The sequence below is a fragment of the Pseudomonas sp. AK106 genome, from assembly GCF_053903055.1.
The window spans coordinates 1,011,003-1,035,186 of sequence record NZ_CP096426.1; the positions used below are offsets into that span (position 1 = coordinate 1,011,003).

General features: G+C 59.9%; 27 protein-coding genes. 16 read left to right on the forward strand and 11 right to left on the reverse strand.

The genetic code is table 11. The annotated features are described in order from the left end of the window. Positions 1 to 7 precede the first annotated feature (7 nt). The 9 genes from rapZ to M1E04_RS04610 form a co-directional block, all read right to left on the reverse strand. The gene (gene rapZ / locus M1E04_RS04570) at positions 8 to 865 is read right to left on the reverse strand and encodes an RNase adapter RapZ (protein WP_065992073.1); all 858 of its coding nucleotides are present in this window, start codon (positions 863 to 865) and stop codon (positions 8 to 10) included. A 2-nt stretch (positions 866 to 867) separates the two neighbouring features. Then, a complete protein-coding gene (gene ptsN, locus M1E04_RS04575; RefSeq protein WP_065992075.1) occupies positions 868 to 1,332 on the reverse strand; it encodes a PTS IIA-like nitrogen regulatory protein PtsN in 465 nt (154 codons plus the stop codon). A 12-nt stretch (positions 1,333 to 1,344) separates the two neighbouring features. Beyond that, positions 1,345 to 1,653 carry a ribosome hibernation-promoting factor, HPF/YfiA family gene (gene hpf / locus M1E04_RS04580; RefSeq protein ID WP_037014798.1) on the reverse strand — a complete coding sequence of 103 codons (309 nt, stop codon included), beginning with the start codon at positions 1,651 to 1,653 and terminating at the stop codon, positions 1,345 to 1,347. 76 nt (positions 1,654 to 1,729) lie between these two features. Next, a complete protein-coding gene (locus M1E04_RS04585) occupies positions 1,730 to 3,223 on the reverse strand; it encodes an RNA polymerase factor sigma-54 (protein ID WP_065992077.1) in 1,494 nt (497 codons plus the stop codon). Positions 3,224 to 3,412: 189 nt separating this feature from the next. Then, positions 3,413 to 4,138, reverse strand: coding sequence for an LPS export ABC transporter ATP-binding protein (gene lptB, locus M1E04_RS04590; RefSeq protein WP_065992079.1), 726 nt, complete (start codon positions 4,136 to 4,138; stop codon positions 3,413 to 3,415). Then, a complete protein-coding gene (gene lptA / locus M1E04_RS04595) occupies positions 4,138 to 4,680 on the reverse strand; it encodes a lipopolysaccharide transport periplasmic protein LptA (RefSeq protein ID WP_037014791.1) in 543 nt (180 codons plus the stop codon). The genes lptB and lptA overlap by 1 nt, the downstream gene beginning before the upstream one ends. Next, positions 4,667 to 5,239 (reverse strand): LPS export ABC transporter periplasmic protein LptC, encoded by a 573-nt coding sequence (gene lptC, locus M1E04_RS04600; protein ID WP_037014789.1) that lies wholly within the window; start codon positions 5,237 to 5,239, stop codon positions 4,667 to 4,669. Before lptC ends, lptA begins: the two co-directional genes overlap by 14 nt. A gap of 10 nt (positions 5,240 to 5,249) precedes the next feature. Then, the gene (gene kdsC / locus M1E04_RS04605) at positions 5,250 to 5,783 is read right to left on the reverse strand and encodes a 3-deoxy-manno-octulosonate-8-phosphatase KdsC (protein WP_065992081.1); all 534 of its coding nucleotides are present in this window, start codon (positions 5,781 to 5,783) and stop codon (positions 5,250 to 5,252) included. After that, positions 5,784 to 6,758 carry a KpsF/GutQ family sugar-phosphate isomerase gene (locus M1E04_RS04610; RefSeq protein WP_296306121.1) on the reverse strand — a complete coding sequence of 325 codons (975 nt, stop codon included), beginning with the start codon at positions 6,756 to 6,758 and terminating at the stop codon, positions 5,784 to 5,786. It abuts the gene before it with no gap. 308 nt (positions 6,759 to 7,066) lie between these two features. On the opposite strand from M1E04_RS04610, the gene M1E04_RS04615 reads away from it, so the two are divergent. The 10 genes from M1E04_RS04615 to hisC all read left to right on the forward strand — a co-directional run bounded on the left by M1E04_RS04615 (position 7,067) and on the right by hisC (position 15,099). After that, positions 7,067 to 7,876, forward strand: a complete 810-nt coding sequence (locus M1E04_RS04615) for an ATP-binding cassette domain-containing protein (RefSeq protein ID WP_065992087.1) — start codon at positions 7,067 to 7,069, stop codon at positions 7,874 to 7,876. Next, positions 7,876 to 8,673, forward strand: coding sequence for a lipid asymmetry maintenance ABC transporter permease subunit MlaE (mlaE, locus tag M1E04_RS04620; RefSeq protein ID WP_192132717.1), 798 nt, complete (start codon positions 7,876 to 7,878; stop codon positions 8,671 to 8,673). The genes M1E04_RS04615 and mlaE overlap by 1 nt, the downstream gene beginning before the upstream one ends. Then, the gene (gene mlaD, locus M1E04_RS04625) at positions 8,673 to 9,140 is read left to right on the forward strand and encodes an outer membrane lipid asymmetry maintenance protein MlaD (protein ID WP_065992091.1); all 468 of its coding nucleotides are present in this window, start codon (positions 8,673 to 8,675) and stop codon (positions 9,138 to 9,140) included. The genes mlaE and mlaD overlap by 1 nt, the downstream gene beginning before the upstream one ends. 11 nt (positions 9,141 to 9,151) lie before the next feature. Further along, positions 9,152 to 9,808 carry an MlaC/ttg2D family ABC transporter substrate-binding protein gene (locus M1E04_RS04630; protein ID WP_065992093.1) on the forward strand — a complete coding sequence of 219 codons (657 nt, stop codon included), beginning with the start codon at positions 9,152 to 9,154 and terminating at the stop codon, positions 9,806 to 9,808. Next, positions 9,805 to 10,110, forward strand: coding sequence for an STAS domain-containing protein (locus M1E04_RS04635; protein WP_065992094.1), 306 nt, complete (start codon positions 9,805 to 9,807; stop codon positions 10,108 to 10,110). Before M1E04_RS04630 ends, M1E04_RS04635 begins: the two co-directional genes overlap by 4 nt. Before the next feature lie 114 nt (positions 10,111 to 10,224). Next, entirely contained in the window at positions 10,225 to 10,464 is a 240-nt protein-coding gene (locus tag M1E04_RS04640) for a BolA family protein (protein WP_065992095.1), read from the forward strand. Positions 10,465 to 10,487: 23 nt separating this feature from the next. Beyond that, on the forward strand, positions 10,488 to 11,753 hold the full coding sequence (murA, locus tag M1E04_RS04645; protein WP_065993161.1) for a UDP-N-acetylglucosamine 1-carboxyvinyltransferase: 1,266 nt from the start codon (positions 10,488 to 10,490) through the stop codon (positions 11,751 to 11,753). Between the two features lie 164 nt (positions 11,754 to 11,917). After that, complete coding sequence (gene hisG / locus M1E04_RS04650) at positions 11,918 to 12,553, forward strand: ATP phosphoribosyltransferase (protein WP_065992096.1); 636 nt, start codon at positions 11,918 to 11,920, stop codon at positions 12,551 to 12,553. Between the two features lie 156 nt (positions 12,554 to 12,709). Continuing rightward, the gene (gene hisD, locus M1E04_RS04655; RefSeq protein WP_065992098.1) at positions 12,710 to 14,038 is read left to right on the forward strand and encodes a histidinol dehydrogenase; all 1,329 of its coding nucleotides are present in this window, start codon (positions 12,710 to 12,712) and stop codon (positions 14,036 to 14,038) included. Between the two features lie 2 nt (positions 14,039 to 14,040). Continuing rightward, positions 14,041 to 15,099 (forward strand): histidinol-phosphate transaminase, encoded by a 1,059-nt coding sequence (gene hisC, locus M1E04_RS04660; protein ID WP_456292471.1) that lies wholly within the window; start codon positions 14,041 to 14,043, stop codon positions 15,097 to 15,099. 26 nt (positions 15,100 to 15,125) lie between these two features. Here the strand turns inward: hisC and algW are convergent, their stop codons facing one another. Then, on the reverse strand, positions 15,126 to 16,292 hold the full coding sequence (gene algW, locus M1E04_RS04665) for a Do family serine endopeptidase AlgW (RefSeq protein WP_065992102.1): 1,167 nt from the start codon (positions 16,290 to 16,292) through the stop codon (positions 15,126 to 15,128). 98 nt (positions 16,293 to 16,390) lie between these two features. Between algW and M1E04_RS04670 the strand changes: the two genes are divergently transcribed. The 3 genes from M1E04_RS04670 to cysN all read left to right on the forward strand — a co-directional run bounded on the left by M1E04_RS04670 (position 16,391) and on the right by cysN (position 20,243). Continuing rightward, the gene (locus M1E04_RS04670; protein ID WP_065992103.1) at positions 16,391 to 17,149 is read left to right on the forward strand and encodes a Nif3-like dinuclear metal center hexameric protein; all 759 of its coding nucleotides are present in this window, start codon (positions 16,391 to 16,393) and stop codon (positions 17,147 to 17,149) included. Between the two features lie 146 nt (positions 17,150 to 17,295). After that, on the forward strand, positions 17,296 to 18,213 hold the full coding sequence (gene cysD, locus M1E04_RS04675) for a sulfate adenylyltransferase subunit CysD (protein WP_065992104.1): 918 nt from the start codon (positions 17,296 to 17,298) through the stop codon (positions 18,211 to 18,213). Between the two features lie 131 nt (positions 18,214 to 18,344). Continuing rightward, the gene (gene cysN / locus M1E04_RS04680; protein WP_296308229.1) at positions 18,345 to 20,243 is read left to right on the forward strand and encodes a sulfate adenylyltransferase subunit CysN; all 1,899 of its coding nucleotides are present in this window, start codon (positions 18,345 to 18,347) and stop codon (positions 20,241 to 20,243) included. A gap of 139 nt (positions 20,244 to 20,382) precedes the next feature. Here the strand turns inward: cysN and M1E04_RS04685 are convergent, their stop codons facing one another. Further along, positions 20,383 to 20,820, reverse strand: a complete 438-nt coding sequence (locus tag M1E04_RS04685) for a YhcB family protein (RefSeq protein ID WP_065992106.1) — start codon at positions 20,818 to 20,820, stop codon at positions 20,383 to 20,385. Between the two features lie 145 nt (positions 20,821 to 20,965). Between M1E04_RS04685 and M1E04_RS04690 the strand changes: the two genes are divergently transcribed. From M1E04_RS04690 to zapE, 3 genes are all read left to right on the forward strand, one after another. Continuing rightward, positions 20,966 to 21,595 (forward strand): alpha/beta hydrolase, encoded by a 630-nt coding sequence (locus tag M1E04_RS04690; RefSeq protein WP_065992108.1) that lies wholly within the window; start codon positions 20,966 to 20,968, stop codon positions 21,593 to 21,595. A gap of 28 nt (positions 21,596 to 21,623) precedes the next feature. Next, a complete protein-coding gene (locus M1E04_RS04695) occupies positions 21,624 to 22,973 on the forward strand; it encodes a tryptophan--tRNA ligase (RefSeq protein ID WP_456292472.1) in 1,350 nt (449 codons plus the stop codon). A gap of 61 nt (positions 22,974 to 23,034) precedes the next feature. Beyond that, positions 23,035 to 24,129 (forward strand): cell division protein ZapE, encoded by a 1,095-nt coding sequence (zapE, locus tag M1E04_RS04700; protein ID WP_065992112.1) that lies wholly within the window; start codon positions 23,035 to 23,037, stop codon positions 24,127 to 24,129. The last annotated feature ends 55 nt before the right edge of the window (positions 24,130 to 24,184 follow it).

Genomic DNA, 24,184 nt, shown 5'->3' on the forward strand with positions numbered 1-24,184 from the left:
GGTCCTTTCAGCTTAGGTCGCGGTGGCGGACCTGAACATTCTTGAGCGATTGCTGCAGGACCTGACCCAGACGTTCGGTCAGGTAGACGGAGCGGTGGTGTCCGCCGGTGCAGCCAATGGCAATAGTGACGTAGGCGCGATTGCTGGCGGCAAAGCGCGGCAACCACTTATTGAGATACGAGAAGATGTCCTGGAACATTTCTTCGACGTCGGGTTGTGCTGCGAGGTACTCGGCAACCGGCTTGTCGAGGCCCGACTGCTCGCGCAGTTCGGGTTTCCAGTACGGGTTGGGCAGGCAGCGCACGTCGAAAACCAGGTCGGCGTCCACGGGCATGCCGCGCTTGAAGCCGAAGGATTCGATGAGGAAGGCAGTGCCCGGTTCGGGTTTGTTCAGCAGGCGCAATTTGAGAATGTCGCGCAGCTGATAGAGATTCAGGTGCGTAGTGTCGACCGTCAGATCAGCCAGATCGATGATCGGGCCGAGCAGGGTCTTCTCGTCACGAATGGCTTCGGCCAGCGAGCGCGTTGCCGTGCTCAACGGATGACGGCGACGGGTCTCGGAAAAACGCTTGAGCAGGGTAGGTTCATCTGCATCGAGGAACAGCACGTCGCACTGGATGTGGCGGGCGCGTACCTCGGCGAGCATGCGTGGGAATCGGGTCAGGTGACTGGGCAGGTTGCGCGCGTCAATCGAGACCGCCAGTAAAGGCTCGGCCAATTCGGTGTTGATCAGTGCGCGCTCGGCCAGCTCCGGGAGCAGGCCGGCGGGCAAATTGTCGACGCAGTAGAAACCGCTGTCTTCAAGGACGTCGAGGGCCGTGCTCTTGCCGGAGCCGGAGCGGCCGCTGACGATGATCATGCGCATGATCAGTGACCGTTCTGGACGTCGAGCACGACGCTGTAAAGCTCTTCGTCGGTTTTGGCGGCGCGCAGGCGCTTACGCACATCGTCACGGTCGAGCATGCTGGCGATCTGGCGCAGCAGTTCCAAGTGAGCATCGGTGGCCGCTTCCGGGACCAGCAGCACAAACAGCAGGTCAACCGGCGCGCCGTCGATGGCGTCGAAATCGATGGGTTTCTCGAGATGCAGCACGGCGCTGACAGGCGTTGTACAGCCCTTCAGGCGGCAGTGGGGAATGGCGATGCCATTACCGAAACCGGTGGAGCCGAGTTTTTCACGGGCAATAAGGCTTTCAAACACCACCTGTTCATCAAGATCGGGCACTTGCTTGCCGATCATGCTGGCGATGTTTTGGAGTACGGCTTTTTTGCTGCCGCCTGGCACGTTCACAAGTGAACGGCCAGGGGTCAGAATATTTTCAAGTCGGATCATGAGTGGGGAGTGTCAGCGAGCAGTCGCGCCTTGCAGCAGACTTTGCTGTTTTTCCTTATGTTTTTTGAGTTGGCGGTCAAGCTTGTCGGCAAGCAGGTCAATGGCTGCATACATGTCGTCGTGTTCGGCGTTGGCAACCACTTCAGCGCCAGGAACGTGCAAGGTGGCTTCGATCTTCTGCTTGAGCTTCTCGACCTCCATCGTGACCTGCACATTCGTGATCTTGTCAAAATGGCGTTCCAGTCGGGCGAGTTTCTCGCCGATGTAGGTACGCAGAGGTTCGGTCACTTCCAGCTGGTGTCCACTGATGTTGACTTGCATACAGCTTCTCCTTCGTTGCCAGTGCATTAAGAGGCAGGCGTAATGCCTGCCACTGGAACACTTTGACATGTGACCTTTACATCAGTCGCTTGCGTTCGCTGGACGGCGAGATCCCAAGGGATTCACGGTACTTGGCGACTGTGCGACGGGCCACTTGAATGCCTTGTGCTTCCAGTAAACCAGCGATCTTGCTGTCACTCAACGGCTTTTTCTGATTTTCCGCAGCGACCAGTTTTTTGATGATCGCGCGAATCGCCGTGGACGAGCATTCGCCGCCTTCCGAGGTGCTGACGTGGCTGGAAAAGAAATATTTGAGTTCGTAGATCCCGCGTGGGGTGTGCATGAATTTCTGCGTGGTGACCCGGGAAATCGTCGATTCGTGCATGCCGACCGCCTCAGCGATGTCATGCAGAACCAGCGGCTTCATGGCCTCGTCGCCGTACTCAAGGAAGCCGCGCTGGTGTTCAACGATTTGCGTCGCCACCTTCATCAGCGTCTCGTTACGGCTTTGCAGGCTCTTGATGAACCAGCGCGCTTCCTGCAGCTGATTGCGCATGAACGTATTGTCGGCGCTGGTATCGGCACGACGCACGAACCCCGCGTACTGCGGATTGACCCGCAGGCGCGGCACGGATTCCTGGTTCAGCTCCACCAGCCAGCGCTCGTTGTCCTTGCGCACGATGACGTCAGGCACAACGTATTCGGCTTCACTGGACTCGATCTGCGAGCCGGGGCGCGGGTTGAGGCTCTGGACCAGTTCAATGACCTGCCGCAGGTCGTCTTCCTTGAGCTTCATGCGGCGCATCAGTTGCGCGTAGTCGCGGCTGCCCAACAGATCGATGTAGTCGCTGACCAGCTTCTGCGCTTCCGCCAGCCACCTGGTTTTAGCCGGCAACTGACGGAGCTGCAGCAGCAGGCATTCGCTCAGGTTGCGAGCGCCGATGCCCGCAGGCTCGAACTGCTGGATGCGGTGCAGAACGGCTTCGATTTCGTCCAGCTCGATATCGAGCTCAGGATCGAAAGCGTCGAGCAATTCTTCCAGTGTTTCGTCGAGGTAGCCCTGGTTGTTGATGCAGTCGATCAGCGTCACGGCGATCAGGCGATCGGTGTCCGACATCGGCGCGAGGTTGAGCTGCCAGAGCAGGTGGCTTTGCAGGCTTTCGCCAACGGAGGTGCGGGTGGTGAAATCCCACTCGTCATCGTCATTGCTGGGCAGGCTGCTGGCGCTGGTCTGATAGACGTCTTCCCACGCGGTGTCGACAGGCAACTCGTTGGGGATGCGCTCGTTCCAGTCGCCCTCATCCAGATTGTCGACGGTAGGCGCCGATTCCTGGTAGGTGGGCTCCTGAACATCAGCGTTGGGCTTTTGCTCTACGTTATCCGCCAAGGGGTCGGCGTTGTCGAAATCGTCGCCTTCCTCCTGCCGTTCCAGCATCGGGTTCGACTCCAGCGCCTCCTGAATCTCCTGTTGGAGATCCAGCGTCGACAACTGAAGCAAGCGGATTGCCTGTTGCAGCTGAGGCGTCATCGTCAGCTGCTGGCCCATTCTCAAGACTAGCGAAGGTTTCATGGCAGGGCTTAACACCTTATTCGCCGGCGCACTGCGCGCCATTTACTACCAGGGCGCCGAGGGCGCCAACTTAAGCAAATTATATGCCTGAAGCTGGAGGGTTTGCCTAGAGTGTGATGACAATTAAAAAACGAGGTCGGCGATAGCGCGCGTTGCGGCGTACCGCACAACCTCGTGTCATCACTGCGGTTACAGGCGGAACTCGTGACCCAGATACACTTCCTTGACCAATTGGTTGGCAAGGATGGATTCGGCGTCGCCTTCGGCAATTAGCTGCCCATCGTTGACGATGTAGGCGGTTTCGCAGATATCCAGCGTTTCACGCACGTTGTGGTCGGTGATCAGCACGCCGATCCCTTTGGCCTTGAGGTGGTGAATGATCTGCTTGATGTCGCCTACGGAAATAGGGTCAACACCGGCAAAAGGTTCGTCGAGCAGAATGAATTTCGGCGAAGTGGCGAGGGCGCGTGCGATTTCCACGCGGCGACGTTCACCGCCCGACAGGCTCATGCCCAGGTTGTCGCGAATGTGGGTGATGTGGAATTCCTGCAGCAGGCTTTCCAGCTCCTTGCGACGGGCAGTGCGATCGAGCTCCTTGCGGGTCTCCAGAATCGCCATGATGTTGTCCGAGACGGAGAGCTTGCGGAAGATCGACGCTTCCTGTGGCAGGTAGCCAATACCGGCGCGAGCGCGGCCGTGCATCGGCTGGTGGCTGACGTCCTGGTCGTCGATAAGAACGCGACCCTGATCGGCCTGAACCAGGCCGACGATCATGTAGAAGCAGGTGGTCTTGCCGGCGCCGTTGGGGCCGAGCAGGCCGACAATCTGACCGCTCTCGATGGACAGGCTGACGTCACGTACGACCTGGCGGCTTTTATAGGCCTTGGCCAGATGTTGGGCTTTCAGCGTTGCCATTACTGGGCCTTCTGCTGGTCGGTTTTCTTTTTCGGCTGGATGACCATGTCGATGCGAGGGCGTGGTGCGGTGACCTTGGTGCCGTTGGCACGGCCGGCGTTCACGACCTGCTTGACGGTGTCATAGACGATTTTCTCGCCTTCGGACGTGTTGCCGTCGTTGACTACTTTGGCCTTGTCGATCAGCACGATGCGGTTCTGGGCCGCGAAGTACTGGATGGTGACGCCCCAGGCCTGAACGATCGGTTTGTCCACCGATGGCTTCTGCTCGTAATAGGCCAGGTTGCCCACGGACGTGAACACGTCCACGTCGCCTTGCGGTGTCCGGGTGATGGTCACGGTGTTGCCGGTGATCTTCATCGTGCCCTGGGTGATGATGACATTGCCCTTGTAAGTGGCGATGCCTTGCTTGTCGTCCAGTTGCGCGTCATCCGACTGGATGTGGATGGGTTGATCGCGATCCGTCGGCAGAGACCAGGCGCTCGCGCTTCCCAGTGCTGCGCCCAGGCCGAGCAAAAAAGGAAGGGTTTTAACGAGCCTCATACTGTCCTCTTACGTTGGATAGCAGGTTCATCCTGCTTTCTTTCAGATACGCTTTCATACCCGTGCCGGTCGTTACACCGCCAAGGCCGTCGATTCTAACGGGTTGGGCAGTCTCCGCATATTGCTTCTGCGGGAATACAGTCATGCGGCTGCTGGTGATGATGGTGGTGCGGTTCTTTTCATCGGTGCGGTTGATGCGCACCGAGTCGATCAGCTCGACGTGATCACCCCCCGGCGACACTTCGGCGCGAACGCTCTGTACGTGCCACGGGAAGGTCGAACCTCGATACATCTGCAGCACCGGCGTGGTCATCAGGGTGACGTCGGTGGCTTTCAAGTGCTCGACCTTGTCGGCGGTCATGTCGTACTGCATGGTTCCGTCGGGCAGGTACTGAATGCTGTGGGCGTTGGTCGCGTAGTAATCGACAGCGCTTTCATCCACGGCAGCCTTGGGTTGATCGAGGAAGCTTTCCGGACTGATGTTCCAGTAGCCGACCGCTGCCAGCAGCAATGCCAGCACACCGAACAGCAGAAACGTACGAAACTTTTTGCTCAGCATAAATGCACTTCTATAGGTAGGCGGCATGAGCCGCTTCGAGGTTGCCCTGAGCCTTCAAGATCAACTCGCAGAATTCGCGGGCAGCGCCTTCGCCGCCACGTGCCTGGGTAATGCCATCGGCATGCTCGCGGACAAAGCTGGCAGCATTGGCAACGGCCATGCCCAGGCCGACCCGGCGAATGACCGGCAGATCAGGCAGATCGTCACCCAGATACGCGACCTGCTCGTAGCTTAGATTCAGTTGCTGCAAAAGCTCGTCGAGGACCACGAGTTTGTCTTCGCGGCCCTGATAAAGGTGCGCGATGCCGAGGTTCTTCGCTCGCCGCTCAACCACCGGGGTCTTGCGCCCGCTGATGATGGCAGTGGTCACGCCCGAGTTGATGAGCATCTTGATGCCCTGGCCGTCGAGGGTGTTGAACGTCTTGAACTCGCTGCCGTCTTCGAGGAAATACAGGCGCCCATCGGTGAGTACGCCATCGACGTCGAAGATCGCCAGTTTGATGTTCTTGCCGCGTTGCATCAGGTCATTCATATCGGCGCTCATTTACATGACGCCTGCGCGAAGCAGGTCTTGAAGGTTGAACGCGCCAACCGGGCGGTCGTTCTCGTCGACCACAATAAGTGCGCCGATCTTGTTGTCTTCCATGATTTTCAAAGCTTCGGCCGCGAGCATTTCCGGCCGTACAGTCTTGCCATGGACGGTCATCACTTCATCAATGGTGGCCAGGCGTATGTCGATCGGGCGATCCAGTGTGCGACGCAAGTCACCGTCCGTGAAGATACCGGCAAGGCGTCCGTCGCTCTCGAGGATGGCGGTCATGCCCAGCCCCTTGCGGGTCATTTCCATCAGCGAATCGCGAAGCGGCGTGCCCCGCGCAACCTGCGGCAGGTTGGCGCCAGTGTGCATCACATGCTCGACCTTCAACAGCAGCCGACGACCCAGCGCACCGCCCGGGTGGGAGAAGGCGAAGTCTTCGGCGGTGAAGCCTCTGGCGTCCAGCAGTGCAACGGCCAGGGCGTCGCCCATGACCAGCGCCGCCGTGGTGGAGGAGGTGGGCGCCAGATTCAGCGGGCAGGCTTCTTTTTCGACCCGCGCATTAAGGTTGACGTCGGCGGCTTTGGCCAGCGTTGAGTCCGGGTTGCCAGTAAGGCTGATCATCTTGATGCCCAGACGCTTGATCAGCGGCAGCAACGTGACGATCTCGGCCGTCGTGCCCGAGTTGGACAGGGCCAGAATGATGTCGGCGCTGGTGATCATGCCCATGTCGCCGTGGCTGGCCTCGGCCGGGTGCACGAAAAACGAGGGAGTGCCGGTGCTGGCGAGGGTCGCGGCGATCTTCTTGCCGATATGGCCCGACTTGCCCATGCCGACCACGACCACGCGGCCCTGACTGCCCAGGATCATGTCGCATGCGCTGATGAAATCGGCATTGATATGCGCAAGCAGACCTTCCACGGCTTCTATTTCAAGGCGGATGGTGCTCTGTGCCGATTCAATCAGATTGCGCGCATTGGACATATCGGAAGGGGTCGCTTGGTCAAAAGCCGGGGATTATAGCGGCAATGTTCAAAAGCCTCACGCTTCATCGTTGCTGTTTGTTTAATGAAAGGACACGTCCTTCAGCAACTGCGTGATAAAGGCTGGCGATGGGTACGAAAATTCCACACCGTCCTTAATACCCTTCTTTGTTTGCGACTTGACACGTTGAAGCTTGGGCGGCGTGCGAGAGCGGTGGTATAGTCCGCCGCTTGTTCGGCCCCTCCAAAAGTGTGTCGTTCGTCAAGAACGCGGCATCTGAGAGACAGGTTGCATCGCAAGGAGTTTAGATGAGTGCCGATAACGCCTACGCGGTCGAGCTGAAGGGCGTTTCCTTCAAGCGCGGTGCGCGCAGCATCTTCAATAATGTGGACATCAGCATCCCCCGGGGCAAAGTCACCGGCATCATGGGGCCGTCCGGCAGTGGTAAAACCACCCTGCTGCGATTGATGGGAGCACAACTGCGTCCCAGCGCTGGCGAAGTCTGGGTCAATGGCCAGAATTTGCCCAAGCTATCGCGCAGCGATCTTTTCGACGCGCGCAAGCAGATGGGCGTGCTCTTTCAGAGCGGCGCACTGTTCACCGATCTCGACGTTTTCGAAAACGTGGCGTTTCCGCTGCGGGTCCACACCAAACTGCCTGAAGACATGATCCGCGACATCGTCCTGCTGAAGCTGCAGGCGGTCGGGCTTCGTGGGGCCGTTGATCTGATGCCCGACGAGCTGTCGGGTGGCATGAAGCGTCGTGTTGCGCTGGCGCGTGCCATCGCGCTGGATCCCCAGATCCTCATGTACGACGAACCCTTCGTGGGCCAGGACCCTATCGCCATGGGCGTGCTGGTACGGCTGATCAGGCTACTGAATGACGCGCTGGGTATCACCAGTATCGTGGTGTCTCACGATCTCGCCGAGACCGCGAGCATCGCCGACTATCTCTATGTCGTCGGTGACGGTCAGGTGCTGGGGCAGGGCACACCGCAGGAACTGATGGAGTCGGATAACCCTCGTATACGTCAGTTCATGACGGGCGATCCCGACGGGCCGGTGCCTTTCCATTATCCGGCACCGGATTATCGCGACGATCTTTTGGGGAAGCGCTGATGCGCAGAAAGTCTTTAATGGATCGCGTACGCCTGATGGGGCGTTCGGCGATCGATATAGTTGCAGTGCTGGGTCGTTCAGGGATTTTTCTGGTTCATGCGTTGCTCGGGCGTGGCGGAATCGGCGGCGGCTTTCAACTGCTGCTGCGTCAGCTGCACTCGGTAGGCGTCATGTCTCTGGCCATTATTGTCGTGTCCGGCGTGTTCATCGGCATGGTGCTGGCGCTGCAAGGCTTCAGCATTCTCGCCAAGTACGGCTCCGAGCAGGCTGTGGGGCAGATGGTTGCCCTGACGTTGCTGCGTGAACTCGGCCCGGTCGTTACCGCTCTATTGTTCGCCGGTCGTGCAGGCTCTGCGCTCACCGCTGAAATCGGCAACATGAAATCCACCGAGCAGCTTTCCAGCCTCGAGATGATTGGCGTTGACCCGCTCAAATACATCGTCGCGCCGCGTCTCTGGGCAGGCTTCATCTCGCTGCCGGTGCTGGCGCTGATCTTCAGCGTGGTTGGCATCTGGGGTGGTTCGTGGGTGGCGGTCGACTGGCTGGGCGTTTACGAAGGCTCCTTCTGGGCCAACATGCAGAACAGCGTTTCGTTTACCGATGATGTACTCAACGGTGTCATCAAGAGCGTCGTGTTCGCTTTTGTCGTCACCTGGATTGCCGTGTTTCAGGGCTATGACTGCGAGCCGACGTCCGAAGGGATCAGTCGCGCCACGACCAAGACCGTGGTCTACGCGTCATTGGCCGTACTGGGCCTGGACTTTATTATGACCGCCTTGATGTTTGGAGACTTCTGATGCAAAACCGCACCCTCGAAACCGGTGTAGGCCTGTTTCTGCTGGCCGGTATCCTGGCTTTGCTCCTGCTCGCCCTGCGCGTCAGCGGTCTGAGTGCCAGCGCCAACACCGACACTTATAAACTTTACGCAAATTTCGACAATATCGCCGGTTTGACTGTCAGAGCGAAAGTGACCATGGCCGGTGTGAACATTGGCAAGGTCACTGCAATCGATCTGGATCACGATACCTTCACCGGTCGTGTGACGATGGAAGTGAACAAGCGGGTCAATAACCTGCCTTCGGATTCCACCGCTTCCATTCTGACCGCGGGCCTGCTGGGTGAAAAATACATCGGCATCAGTGTCGGTGGTGATGACCAGCTGTTGAAAGACGGCGGCACCATCCATGACACCCAGTCCTCGTTGGTACTCGAAGACCTGATCGGTAAATTCCTGCTCAATTCAGTGGGCAAAGACGCCAAATGAGGAGTTTTTTCATGATCTCGATTCTGCGCCGTGGCCTTCTGGTGCTGCTGGCCGCCCTGCCATTGTTTGCTAATGCAGCGGCGTCCGATGCTTCCGCCCACGACCTGGTTGATCGCACCACCAAGCAATTGCTGGCTGATCTGTCCGCCAACAAGGAAACCTACAAGTCCAATCCGCAAGCGTTCTACGATGCACTCAATGGCATCGTCGGCCCGGTCATCGACGCCGATGGCATTTCCAAAAGCATCATGACCGTGAAGTATTCGCGCAACGCCACCCCGGCGCAGATGCAGCGGTTCCAGGAAAACTTCAAGCGCAGCCTGATCCAGTTCTATGGCAACGCACTGCTTGAGTACAACAACCAGGGCATCACTGTTTCTCCTGCCAAGCAGGAAGGTGCTGATCGCACTTCCGTTGACATGTCGGTCAAGGGCAACAACGGCGCGGTTTACCCTGTTTCCTACACCCTCGTCAAAATCGGCGGTGAGTGGAAAGTGCGTAACGTTATCATCAACGGCATCAACATCGGCAAGCTGTTCCGCGATCAGTTCGCTGACGCCATGCAGCGCAACGGTAACAACCTGGACAAAACCATCGACGGTTGGGCTGGCGAAGTCGCCAAGGCCAAAGAGACCTCGGAAGCCTCCAGCGACAAGGTCGTCAAATGAGTCAAGCGTCCGTTACTGCCGCTGGCGGCGGAGAGCTGATGCTCTCCGGCGTGGTCGACTATCGGACCGGGCCCGCCTTGCGCGAGCAGGGCGCGGCGCTCATTAAGGCCAGCACCGAAGCGGCTTTGACGCTGGACTGCTCCGGCGTGGAAAAATCCAGCAGTGTCGGCCTTTCATTGCTCCTCGCATTCATGCGCGATGCTCAGGCGGCGGGCAAGTTACTCACCGTCCGGGCGTTGCCAGAAGACATGCAGGAAATCGCCAAAGTCTCTGAGCTCACCGAGCTGTTGCAGCACCATTAATTGCTTTCATCGATCAAGCCCCTCGTCCGCCCCTTGCAAAGTAGGGTTCGCAACGAGAGGGCTTTTTTGTATGATGGCCGACCCGCGCGCGTAGGGCGCCGATAGAGGTTAAGCATGCAGGCCGTAGAAGTTAAAAGCTTCCTGGAAGCTAAGTTGCCAGATATCCAGGTCGAAGTTGAAGGCGAAGGCTGTAATTTCCAGCTGAACGTGATCAGCGACGAACTGGCCGCACTGAGCCCGGTCAAGCGCCAGCAGCAGATCTACACGCATTTGAACCCATGGATCGCCGATGGCAGCATCCACGCGGTCACCATGAAATTTTTCAGCCGCGCTGCATGGGCCGAGCGCACCTGAGCCAAAACGGCGTCGAGATTCCAATGGATAAACTGATTATTACTGGCGGCATTCGTCTTGATGGCGAAATCCGCATCTCCGGGGCGAAAAACTCCGCTCTGCCGATTCTCGCAGCCACGCTGCTGGCTGATGGTCCTGTGACCGTCGCCAACCTGCCGCACCTGCACGACATCACCACCATGATCGAGCTGTTCGGTCGCATGGGGATCGAGCCGATCATCGACGAAAAGCTCAGCGTCGAAATCGATCCGCGCACCATCAAGACCCTGGTCGCTCCGTACGAACTGGTGAAAACCATGCGTGCGTCGATCCTCGTGCTGGGTCCGATGGTTGCCCGATTCGGTGAAGCCGAAGTGGCACTGCCTGGCGGTTGCGCCATCGGTTCGCGTCCTGTCGATCTGCACATCCGTGGTCTTGAAGCCATGGGCGCGATCATCGACGTCGAAGGCGGTTACATCAAGGCCAAGGCGCCGGAAGGCGGCCTGCGTGGCGCGCACTTCTTCTTCGACACCGTCAGCGTCACAGGTACCGAGAACATCATGATGGCCGCTGCCCTGGCCAACGGCCGCAGCGTCCTGCAAAACGCCGCGCGTGAACCTGAAGTCGTCGACCTGGCGAACTTCATCAACGCCATGGGCGGTAAAGTCTCTGGCGCCGGCACCGACACCATCACCATCGATGGCGTTAAACGTCTCGGTTCGGCGACCTATCGCGTGATGCCCGACCGTATCGAAACCGGCACCTATCTGGTGGCGGCGGCGGCAACCGGCGGCCGTGTGAAGCTCAAGGACACCGATCCGACGATTCTCGAAGCGGTTCTCGAGAAGCTGCGTGAAGCCGGTGCCGAGATCACCACGGGCAGCAACTGGATCGAGTTGAACATGCACGGCAAACGTCCGAAAGCGGTCAACGTGCGCACTGCGCCGTACCCGGCGTTTCCGACCGACATGCAGGCGCAGTTCATCTCGCTGAATGCCATTGCCGAGGGTACCGGAACGGTCATCGAGACCATCTTCGAAAACCGCTTCATGCACGTGTATGAAATGCACCGCATGGGCGCGCAGATTCAGGTCGAAGGCAACACCGCGATTGTCACCGGTTGCACCAAGCTCAAGGGCGCGCCTGTGATGGCGACCGACCTGCGTGCTTCGGCGAGCCTGGTCATTTCGGCGCTCGTTGCCGAAGGCGACACGCTGATCGACCGCATCTACCACATCGACCGTGGTTACGAGTGCATCGAAGAAAAACTGCAGATGCTGGGCGCGAAGATCCGTCGCGTTCCGGGCTAGTCAGCTGCTGCGCGTTTGCCCGGGTCGATTTGATCGACTCGGGCGACGTGTCTGGCCCAAGGGCCAAGACTTTCTGATTCGTTTCACTTCGGCTTTTTGAGCCGGAGGTTGTCGGGCGCCAGTTGCGACCCGGCACGCGCTGCTGATAAGGACTGACGTTTCCCATGTTGACCATCGCACTGTCCAAGGGCCGTATCCTCGACGACACCTTGCCGCTGCTCGCTGCGGCGGGCATCGTGCCGACCGAGAATCCGGACAAGAGCCGCAAGCTGATCATCCCCACGACCCAGGCCGACGTGCGCTTGCTGATCGTGCGCGCCACCGACGTGCCGACCTATGTCGAGCATGGCGCTGCGGATCTCGGCGTCGCGGGCAAGGACGTGTTGATGGAATACGGCGGTCAGGGGCTTTATGAGCCCCTCGACCTGCAAATCGCCCAGTGCAAGCTGATGACTGCAGGTGCAGTCGGCGCCGTCGAACCCAAGGGTCGGCTGCGTGTGGCGACCAAGTTCGTCAATGTTGCCAAGCGCTATTATGCCGAACAGGGCCGTCAGGTCGATATCATCAAGCTGTACGGCTCCATGGAACTCGCGCCGCTCGTGGGCCTGGCCGACAAGATCATCGACGTCGTCGACACCGGCAACACGCTGCGTGCCAACGGCCTCGAACCCCAGGACATGATTGCCCACATCAGCTCCCGTCTGGTGGTGAACAAGGCATCCATGAAAATGCAGCACGCCCGTATCCAGTCGTTGATCGACACCCTGCGCACAGCCGTGGAGTCGCGACACCGCGGTTGACTGAATCGCGTGACCCTCAACAGGATCGCGCCCAGCTATCCGTGTCATAGCCAAATTTCTCAGGTGCCCGCGCGGATGGCTTGCTAGCTTAGGCATCTGCCTATCCTTGCAACTGACATCGCCACCTGAGAAATCGCCATCATTGAGGCCCACGCTATGACCACTCCCAACGCTATTCGCCGACTCAACGCTGCCGATCCGGACTTCGCCCGTCATCTGGATCATCTGCTGAGCTGGGAAAGTGTGTCTGACGACTCGGTCAATGAGCGTGTGCTGGACATCATCAAGAACGTGCGCGAGCGCGGCGATGCGGCGCTGGTGGAATACACCCGTCGTTTCGACGGGCTGGACGTGGCGTCGATGGCGGACCTGATTCTGCCGCGCGAGCGTCTTGAGCTGGCACTGACCCGCATCACGCCCGCCCAGCGCCAGGCCCTCGAAAAAGCGGCCGACCGCGTGCGCAGTTATCACGAGCGGCAGAAGCAGGATTCCTGGAGCTACACCGAGGCCGACGGCACCGTGCTGGGCCAGAAGGTCACCCCGCTGGACCGCGCCGGCCTGTACGTGCCGGGCGGTAAAGCCTCTTACCCATCGTCAGTGTTGATGAACGCCATTCCGGCCAAAGTTGCTGGCGTGGGCGAAGTGGTCATGGTCGTGCCGACCCCGCGCGGTGAGCTCAACGAGCTGGTACTGGCGGCGGCCTGCATCGCAGGCGTCGATCGCGTGTTCACCATCGGTGGCGCGCAGGCGGTTGCGGCGCTGGCCTATGGCACTGAAAGCGTGCCGCAGGTGGACAAGGTCGTCGGCCCGGGCAACATCTATGTGGCCACCGCCAAGCGTCATGTTTTCGGTCAGGTGGGCATCGACATGATCGCCGGGCCTTCGGAGATTCTGGTGGTGTGCGACGGTCAGACCGATCCGGACTGGATCGCGATGGACCTGTTCTCCCAGGCCGAGCACGACGAAGACGCCCAGGCGATTCTGGTCAGCCCGGATGCCGAATTCCTCGATCGCGTCGCGGCCAGCATCGCCAAACTGATGCCGACGATGGAGCGCGCGGAAATCATTCAGACCTCGATCAATGGCCGCGGCGCCTTGATCAAAGTGGCCGACATGACTCAGGCCATTGAAGTCGCCAACCGGATTGCGCCGGAGCACCTGGAGTTGTCGGTGGCTGATCCACAGGCCTGGCTGCCGCAGATCCGCCACGCCGGCGCGATCTTCATGGGCCGCCACACCTCTGAAGCGCTGGGCGACTACTGCGCCGGTCCCAACCACGTGTTGCCCACTTCGGGCACCGCACGGTTCTCGTCGCCGCTGGGCGTGTACGATTTTCAGAAACGCTCATCGATCATTTTCTGCTCGGAGCAGGGCGCGTCCGAACTGGGCAAAACGGCTTCGGTGCTGGCACGCGGCGAGTCGTTGACCGCCCACGCCCGCAGCGCCGAGTACCGCATCGTCGACACCGAACAAGAGGGCAACTGAGCATGAGCAAATTCTGGAGTTCCTTCGTCAACGACCTGGTGCCTTATGTGCCGGGCGAGCAGCCCAAGCTGACCAAACTGGTGAAGCTCAACACCAATGAAAACCCTTATGGCCCGTCGCCCAAGGCGATCGATGCCATGCGTGCGGCGGTCAGTGATGAACTGCGTCTGTATCCCGATCCCAACAGCGATCTGCTGAAGCACGCGGTGGCGCGTTATTACGGCGTCGACGCTAGTCGGGTGTTCCTTGGCAACGGTTCGGACGAGGTGCTCGCCCACGCCTATAACGCGTTCTTCCGACAGGCCAAACCGTTGCTGTTCCCGGACATCAGTTACAGCTTCTATCCGGTGTACTGCGGCCTGTATGGCGTCGACTACGAAGCCGTGCCGCTTGACGAACAGTTTCAGATTCGTGCCGAAGATTACGCGCGTCCCAATGGCGGCATCATTTTCCCGAACCCGAACGCACCCACCGGCTGCCTGTTGGCCCTCGATGCCGTCGAGCAGATCCTCAAGAACAGCCCGGATTCAGTGGTGATCGTCGACGAGGCGTACGTCGACTTCGGCGGCGACACCGCGATCAGCCTGGTGGATCGCTATCCGAACCTGCTGGTCACTCAGACACTGTCCAAATCGCGCTCCCTCGCCGGGCTGCGGGTGGGCCTCGCAGTGGGGCATCCGGACCTCATCGAGGCGCTGGAACGGGTCAAGAACAGCTTCAACTCGTATCCCCTGGACCGTATGGCCATTGTCGGCGCAGCAGCGGCCTTCGAGGATCGCGCGTATTTCGAGAGCACCTGCCAGCGCGTGATCGCCAGCCGTGAAGCGCTCGTCGAGCAGTTGGAAGCCAAAGGTTTTGAGGTGCTGCCATCGGCCGCGAATTTCATCTTTGCCCGTCACCCTCAGCATGACGCAGCGGGTCTGGCGGCAAAGGTACGGGAGCAGGGCGTGATCGTGCGCCACTTCAAACAGGCGCGCATCGCGCAATTCCTGCGCATCACCATCGGCACGCCTGAACAGAATCAGGCGTTGGTGGATGCCTTGGGGGACTTGTCGAGCTGAGTTGACGGCTGCTTCATCGCAACCGATCAATCCTCCGCCGCAGGCGCCGTTGTCTGCGGTGGACGCACGCCCACCTCGGCGCTCAGCTTCAGTTCCTTGCCGTTGCGCATGACCTCAATGGCGATCTTGTCGCTCGGCTTGGTGCGCGCCACCTGATTCATGGAGCGGCGCCCGTCGCCCGCGGGCTCGCCGTTGATGCTCAAAATCACATCACCCAGCTGCAATCCGGCCTTCTGCGCCGGCCCATCGCGGAAAATCCCGGCGACCACGATCCCTGGGCGGTCCTTAAGGCCAAAGGACTCCGACAGTTCCTCCGTCAGCGGCTGTACCTCAATCCCCAACCAGCCGCGAATCACCTGACCGTGCTCAATGATCGACTTCATCACCTCCAGAGCCAGCTTGGTCGGAATCGCAAAACCGATGCCTTGGGAGCCACCGGACTTGGAGAAGATCGCCGTGTTGATCCCGGTGAGGTTGCCATTGGCGTCCACCAGTGCGCCGCCCGAGTTGCCGGGGTTGATCGCGGCGTCGGTCTGAATGAAATCTTCGTAGGTGTTGAGGCCCAGCTGATTGCGCCCGGTGGCACTGATGATGCCCATGGTCACGGTCTGGCCCACGCCGAACGGGTTACCGATGGCCAACGCAACGTCGCCGATGCGGATGGCATCGGAACGGCCGAGGGTAATGGACGGCAGGTTCTTGAGGTCGATCTTCAGGACCGCAAGGTCGGTTTCCGGATCGCTGCCGACGACTTTGGCGATCGTCTCGCGGCCGTCCTTGAGCGCCACGACAATCTGGTCTGCACCGGAGGTGACGTGGTTGTTGGTCAGCAAATAGCCTTCCGGACTCATGATTACGGCCGATCCCAGGCTCGACTGCATGCGCTTTTGTTTAGGCAGGTTGTCGCCGAAGAAACGACGAAACTGCGGGTCGTCGAACAGCGGATGGTTGGGTTTATTGCTGTTGTTGACCATCTTGGTCGTGTACAGATTCGCCACGGCGGGGGCGGCGTTGCTGACGGCGTCCGCGTACGATACCGGGCCCTGTTGCACAAAGGTCTGCTGGGGCGCTTGTTGCAGGTTCACGTCCTGGCTTGGAAGCCCGACCCACTGGGGATAGCGCTGGATTATCAATAAAGCGATAAGCACACCAGCGAGCAAGGGCCAGCCGAGAAAACGCAGCGCTTTGAACATTGAGCGGAGTCCTGAAGGTAGAAGCGCCTAGCTGCGCCATAATGGCCGGCATTATACGAGGACCGACACGGTCTGGACTGCATATTTAGGAGAGTTTTATGGCCGTTGCCCTGAGCACCCTGGTGGAAGAAGCGGACCGCTATCTCGGTAGCGCGCGGATTCAGGATTATTGCCCGAACGGCCTGCAGGTCGAGGGTCGGCCGCAGGTCAGGCGAATCGTCTCCGGCGTCACCGCGAGTCAGGCGCTGCTGGACGCGGCGGTGGAGGCCAATGCCGATCTGGTGCTGGTGCATCACGGCTATTTCTGGAAAGGCGAGAATCCCTGCATCACCGGCATGAAACAGCGTCGGCTGAAAACGCTGCTCAAGCACGACATCAGCCTGCTGTCCTATCACTTGCCCCTCGACCTTCACGCCGACGTGGGCAACAACGTTCAGTTGGCCCAGCAACTGGAGATCACCGTCGAAGGCCCGCTGGACCCGGACAATCCGCGCATCGTCGGGCTGGTCGGCTCACTCAGCGAGGCGATCACGCCACGGGATTTCGCCCACCGCGTGCAGACTGCATTGGGGCGCGAGCCGCTGCTGATCGAGGGTGAAGGGATGATCCGCCGGGTCGGCTGGTGCACCGGAGGCGGGCAGGGCTACATCGATCAGGCCGTTCTGGCCGGCGTGGACCTGTATTTGAGCGGGGAGGCGTCCGAGCAGACTTTTCACAGCGCCCGGGAAAACGGTATCAGCTTCATCGCCGCCGGCCATCACGCCACCGAGCGGTATGGTGTGCAGGCCCTGGGCGATTATCTGGCGCGGCGCTTTGCCCTTGAACATCTGTTTATCGATTGTCCGAACCCGATCTAACGCGTCCTGAGGTCCAAAGCCTGAGCTATATGGATAGATCGTTTCGATCTATCCCCGCCGCTGAATAGAAGCAGGCGCCATGATAAAGTGCCTCGCTCGATAGAGCCCGCAGGCTCTCCACACACGTACGTTATCCGTGAGTAACCATGGTCGACAAACTGACGCATCTGAAACAGCTGGAGGCGGAAAGCATCCACATTATCCGCGAGGTCGCTGCCGAGTTCGATAACCCGGTGATGCTGTACTCCGTCGGTAAAGACTCTGCCGTGATGCTGCATCTGGCGCGCAAGGCCTTCTTTCCGGGCAAGCTGCCGTTCCCGGTGATGCACGTCGACACACGCTGGAAATTCCAGGAGATGTACCGCTTCCGCGACAAGATGGTCGAGGAGATGGGCCTGGATCTGATCGTGCACGTGAACCCGGACGGCGTCGCGCAGGGTATCAACCCGCTGACCCACGGCAGCTCGAAGCACACCGATATCATGAAAACCCAAGGCCTCAAGCAGGCTCTGGACAAGCACGGCTTTGATGCCGCGTTCGGCGGTGCCCGCCGTGACGAAGAGAAATCCCGCGCCAAAGAGCGCGTGTATTCCTTCCGCGACACCAAGCACCGCTGGGACCCGAAAAACCAGCGTCCCGAGCTGTGGAACGTGTACAACGGCAACGTCAACAAAGGCGAGTCGATCCGCGTGTTCCCGCTTTCCAACTGGACCGAGCTGGACATCTGGCAGTACATCTACCTCGAAGGCATTCCGATCGTCCCGCTGTATTTCGCCGCCGAGCGCGAAGTCATCGAGATGAACGGCACCTGGATCATGATCGACGACGACCGCCTGCGTAATCACCTGTCCGACGAGGACAAGAAGCGCATCGTCAAGAAGAAGGTCCGCTTCCGCACACTGGGCGACTACCCGTTGACGGGCGCTGTCGAGTCCGAGGCCACCAGCCTCACCGACATCATTCAGGAAATGCTCCTGACGCGAACTTCCGAGCGCCAGGGCCGGGTCATCGACCACGATGGCGCAGGCTCGATGGAAGAAAAGAAACGCCAAGGCTACTTCTAGCTGCAAGCTGCAAGCAGCAAGTTGGAAGCTTCAAGCCGAAACGCTGAAGCTCACTTGAACCGGAAGAATTTTGACTAGCTGTATGCCGACGAGCTTGCCGCTTGAAGCTTACAGCTTGGAGCTTGAACCCAATGAGCCATCAATCTGAATTGATCAGCGAGGACATCCTCGCCTATCTGGGCCAGCATGAACGCAAGGAAATGCTGCGTTTCCTGACCTGTGGCAACGTCGACGACGGCAAGAGCACGTTGATCGGGCGTCTGCTGCACGATTCCAAGATGATCTACGAAGATCACCTGGAAGCCATCACCCGCGATTCGAAGAAATCCGGCACCACCGGCGATGAGGTCGATCTGGCGCTGCTGGTCGACGGGCTGCAGGCCGAGCGCGAGCAGGGCATCACCATCGATGTCGCCTACCGCTACTTCTCCACTGCCAAGCGCAAGTTCATCATCGCCGACACCCCCGGCCATGAGCAGTACACCCGCAACATGGCCACCGGTGCGTCCACCTGTGACCTGGCGATCATTCTGGTGGACGCCCGCTACGGCGTGCAGACCCAGACCAAGCGCCATAGCTACATCGCCTCGTTGCTGGGCATCAAGCACATTGTGGTCGCCATCAACAAGATGGACCTCAATGGCTTCGACGAGACCATCTTCGAGCAGATCAAGGCCGATTACCTGGCGTTCGCCGACCGCATCGCGCTGAAGCCGACCACCATGGAATTCGTGCCGATGTCGGCCCTCAAGGGCGACAACGTAGTCAACCGGAGCGAGCGTTCGCCGTGGTACACCGGCAAGTCGCTGATGGAGATTCTTGAAACCGTCGAGATCGCCAACGACCGCAATTTCACTGACCTGCGTTTTCCGGTGCAATACGTCAACCGTCCGAACCTGAACTTCCGCGGTTTCGCCGGCACCCTGGCGAGCGGCATCGTGCACAAGGGCGACGAAGTGGTTGTGCTGCCGTCCGGCAAGAGCAGCCGCGTGAAATCCATCGTCACCTTCGAAGGTGAGCTGGAGCATGCGGGCCCGGGTCAGGCGGTGACGCTGACCATGGAAGACGAAATCGACATCTCCCGTGGCGACCTTCTGGTGCATGCCGACAATGTCCCACAGGTGGCCGACGCCTTCGACGCCATGCTGGTGTGGATGGCCGAAGAGCCGATGCTGCCGGGCAAGAAATACGACATCAAACGCGCCACGTCCTACGTACCGGGTTCGATTGCCAGCATTACACATCGTGTTGACGTGAACACGCTGGAAGAAGGCCCGGCCAGTTCGCTGCAGCTGAATGAAATCGGCCGCGTGAAGATCGCACTGGACGCACCGATTGCCCTCGACGGCTACGACAGCAACCGCACCACGGGCGCGTTCATCGTCATCGACCGTTTGACCAACGGCACCGTGGCGGCCGGCATGATCATCGCCAAGCCGGTGGTTGCGGGCGGCGGGAGTCATCACGGCGCGCTGGCCCATGTTTCGACAGAAGAGCGCGCTCAGCGCTTCGGCCAGAAGCCGGCCACCGTGCTGTTCAGCGGTTTGTCGGGTGCAGGCAAGAGCACGCTGGCATATGCCGTGGAGCGCAAGCTTTTCGACATGGGCCGTGCGGTGTTCGTCCTTGATGGCCAGAACCTGCGTCACGACCTCAACAAGGGCTTGCCGCAGGATCGCGCCGGCCGCACCGAGAACTGGCGTCGTGCCGCCCACGTTGCGCGTCAGTTCAACGAAGCCGGCCTGCTGACCCTCGCGGCGTTCGTCGCGCCGGACGCCGGCGGTCGGCAGAATGCCAAGGCCCTGATCGGCGATGATCGACTGATCACCGTGTACGTACAGGCGTCGCCTCAAGTCTGCCGCGAGCGTGACCCGCAAGGGCTCTACGCTGCCGACAAGGACAACATCCCGGGTGAATCCTTCCCGTATGACGTCCCGCTGGACGCCGACCTGGTCATCGACACGCAGTCTCTGAATGTCGAAGAAAGCGTCAAGCAAGTGCTGGATCTGCTGCGAGCTCGCGGCGCGATCTAAACGCTGTTCGCTGTACAAAAAACCCGCCGATGATGGCGGGTTTTTTGTTTCCCTCCATTACCCGTCGCCGCCAACCGACTGACCACAAAAAAACCCGCCGTTGGTTAGCAACGGCGGGCTTTTGGTGTTTCGAGTCGCGTTATTTTTTCAAGCCGTAATGCTCATCCAGCATGCCGGGGGAGTCAGGGGACTTGGGCGCGTAGTCCTTCGGCGGTTCAGCGGCAGTGCGCGGTGGCGTCAGGCGATCGCGGTGTGGATGGAGCGCGTCCGGGTGCAGCGCGGCCAGCAGGCGTTGACGGGTGATGTCGTCGGTGGCCAGGCGGTTGGCGCCTTCGGCCAGATGCTCCTGAACATCGTGGTAGCTTTGCGACAGCTTCTGCACCAGATTGGCGGTGCTGTTGAAGTGAGTGATCACCTCGTTCTGATACGTATCGAAACGCTCCTGAACGTCATCCAGCTGGCGCTGAGTCCCGTTAGGCACGGCATTGGGCAGCGCGCGCGCCACGAAGAAACCGATGATCACACCAACCACCAGGGCGATGGTCGGCAGCAACCAAACTAAGAGCGAGTAATCCACGAGTCCTTCCTCTATAAACGGCTTTGCTTTACGTTAACGGCTCGAACCTGCGCTGTATAGCGGCGACGTGTCGCCAGCCTGCCAGCCACAGACAATCAGCTAGACGAGTCGACCCAATTGAAGGTCACGGAGTTCATTCTTGCTCATGCGTGAGACCCCTGTATTCATCGACGGCCCGGCGGGCCAACTTGAAGCGTTGTACCTCGATCTGGACGAGGCCAGAGGCATCGCGCTGATATGCCATCCTAACCCGGTTCAGGGCGGCACCATGCTCAATAAAGTGATTTCGACCCTGCAGCGCACCGCGCGCGATGCCGGTCTTATCACCCTGCGCTTCAACTATCGTGGCGTTGGCGCGAGCGCCGGCAGCTCGGACATGGGGGAGGGCGAAGTCGACGACGCACAGGCGGCGGCGAACTGGCTGCGCGACAAACATCCCGACCTGCCCATGACCTTGCTCGGGTTTTCCTTCGGCGGTTTCGTGGCGGCTACCCTGGGCGGGCGTCTTGAGGCAAAGGGCGAAACCCTGAAGCATCTGTTCATGGTCGCACCAGCCGTGATGCGCATCGCCAGTGTGGAAGCATTGCCGCAGAAGGGTCTGCTGACGCTTATTCAGCCGGACACCGATGAAGTCGTTGACCCACAACGTGTGTACGCGTGGTCTGACACGCTTCAGCGCCCCCATGAGCTGCTGAAAGTGGCAGAATGCGGGCACTTTTTTCACGGCAAGCTGACCGATCTCAAGGATCTGATTCTGCCGCGCCTTTCGAATTGATCGCAGCACCCAAAATAAGCGACTAGCCATGACCACTCGTATCCTGACCGGTATCACCACCACCGGCACACCGCACCTGGGCAACTACGCCGGCGCCATCCGCCCGGCCATCGTTGCCAGCCGCCAAAGCGATGCCGACTCTTTCTACTTTCTGGCTGACTACCACGCGCTGATCAAATGCGATGACCCGCTGCGCATTCAGCGCTCGCGTCTGGAAATCGCAGCGACCTGGCTCGCGGCAGGGCTGGACGTCGAGCGCGTGACGTTCTATCGCCAGTCCGACATTCCGGAAATTCCCGAACTGACCTGGCTGCTGACCTGCGTGGCCGGCAAGGGCCTGCTCAATCGCGCCCATGCCTACAAGGCGTCGGTGGACAAGAACGTCGAAGCCGGCGAAGACCCGGACGCCGGTATTACCATGGGCCTGTTCAGCTATCCCGTGCTGATGGCCGCTGACATCCTGATGTTCAACGCCCATCAAGTGCCTGTCGGCCGCGATCAGATCCAGCACGTCGAGATGGCGCGCGACATCGGTCAGCGCTTCAATCACCTGTTCGGTAACGGCAAAGAGTTCTTTGTAATGCCGGAAGCGCTGATCGAAGAAAGCGTCGCGACGCTGCCTGGCCTGGACGGTCGCAAGATGTCGAAGAGCTACGACAACACCGTCCCGCTGTTCACCAGCGCCAAAGACATGAAGGACGCGATCTCGCGCATCGTCACTGACTCGCGTCTGCCAGGCGAAGCCAAGGATCCGGACACGTCGCACCTGTTCACGCTGTACCAGGCATTCGCCAGTAAAGAGCAAGGCGACGAGTTCCGCACCGACCTGTTGCAGGGGTTGGGTTGGGGCGACGCCAAGCAACGCCTGTTCCAGTTGCTGGACGCGGAGTTGGGCGAAGCCCGCGAGCATTACCATCGCCTGATCGAGCGCCCCGCCGACCTGGAAGACATCCTGCAAGCGGGCGCCGAGAAGGCCCGTCGTGTGGCCACGCCGTTTCTGGGCGAACTGCGTGAAGCGGTCGGCCTGCGTTCATTCCGCACCGCCGCGCAAACCGTCACGACGACCAAGAAGAAGGCCGGCAAAGGCCCGCGCTTCGTCAGTTTCCGTGAAGACGACGGCAGTTTCCGTTTCCGGTTGCTGGCGGCCGATGGCGAGCAACTGCTGCTGTCGCGCCACTTCGCAGACGGCAAGGCGGCCGGCGCCGTGACCAAACAGCTGCAGCAGGGCGGTGCGCTGGACATTCGGCCCGAAGGCGATGCCTTCACCTTGTGGCTGAGTGACACCTGTGTCGCCGACAGCCCGGCGTTCGCCGATGCCGCCGCCCGTGACGCCGCGATCGAGAGCCTGAAACTGGCGCTCGCGCCACAACAGGATTAATTGCCATTCCAATGGGCCGTCGCTACAGTGACGGCCCGTTTTTGCTCCCTTGCAAGCGACTATGACCCCTCTAGAACGATACCAAGCTGACCTGAAGCGTCCGGACTTTTTCCACGACGCCGCGCAAGAGAATGCTGTGCGCCATCTGCAGCGTCTGTACGACGATCTGGTCGCCGCCCATGACCGCAAGCCGGGATTGCTGGGCAAGCTGTTCGGCAAGAAAGAAGCCCCGATTGTGAAGGGGCTGTATTTCTGGGGCGGTGTGGGCCGGGGCAAGACCTACCTGGTCGACACCTTCTTCGAAGCGCTTCCGTTTGAAGACAAGACGCGCACGCACTTCCACCGCTTCATGAAGCGTGTGCACGAGGAAATGAAAAACCTCAAGGGCGAGAAGAACCCGCTGACCCTGATCGCCAAGCAGTTTTCCGAGGAAGCGCGGGTGATCTGTTTCGACGAATTCTTCGTATCGGACATCACCGACGCGATGATCCTCGGCACACTGATGGAAGAGCTGTTCAAGAACGGCGTGACCCTGGTCGCGACGTCGAACATCGTTCCCGACGGCCTGTACAAGGACGGTCTGCAGCGTGCGCGCTTCCTGCCGGCGATTGCGCTGATCAAGCAGAACACCGAGATCGTCAACGTCGACAGCGGCGTCGACTATCGCCTGCGCCATCTTGAGCAAGCGGAGCTGTTCCACTTCCCGCTGAACGAAGCGGCAGAGGAGAGCCTGCGCAAGAGCTTCCGTGCGTTGACCCCGGAATGCACCAAGGCCATCGAGAACGATGTGCTGATCATCGAGAATCGGCAGATCAAGGCGATCCGTACCTGCGACGATGTGGCGTGGTTCGACTTCCGTGAGCTGTGCGATGGCCCGCGTAGCCAGAACGACTACATCGAACTCGGCAAGATCTTCCATGCGGTGCTGCTCAGCGGCGTGGAGCAGATGAGCGTGACCACGGACGACATCGCGCGTCGGTTCATCAACATGGTCGACGAGTTCTACGACCGCAACGTCAAGTTGATCATCTCGGCGGAAGTCGAATTGAAAGACCTGTACACCGGCGGCCGCCTGAACTTCGAATTCCAGCGCACGCTCAGCCGATTGCTGGAAATGCAGTCCCACGAATTTCTGTCGCGGGCGCATAAGCCCTAGGCGGGAGCTGCAAGCTTCAAGCGGAAAGCTGCAAGAGGAGATCTCGCTCACCTGC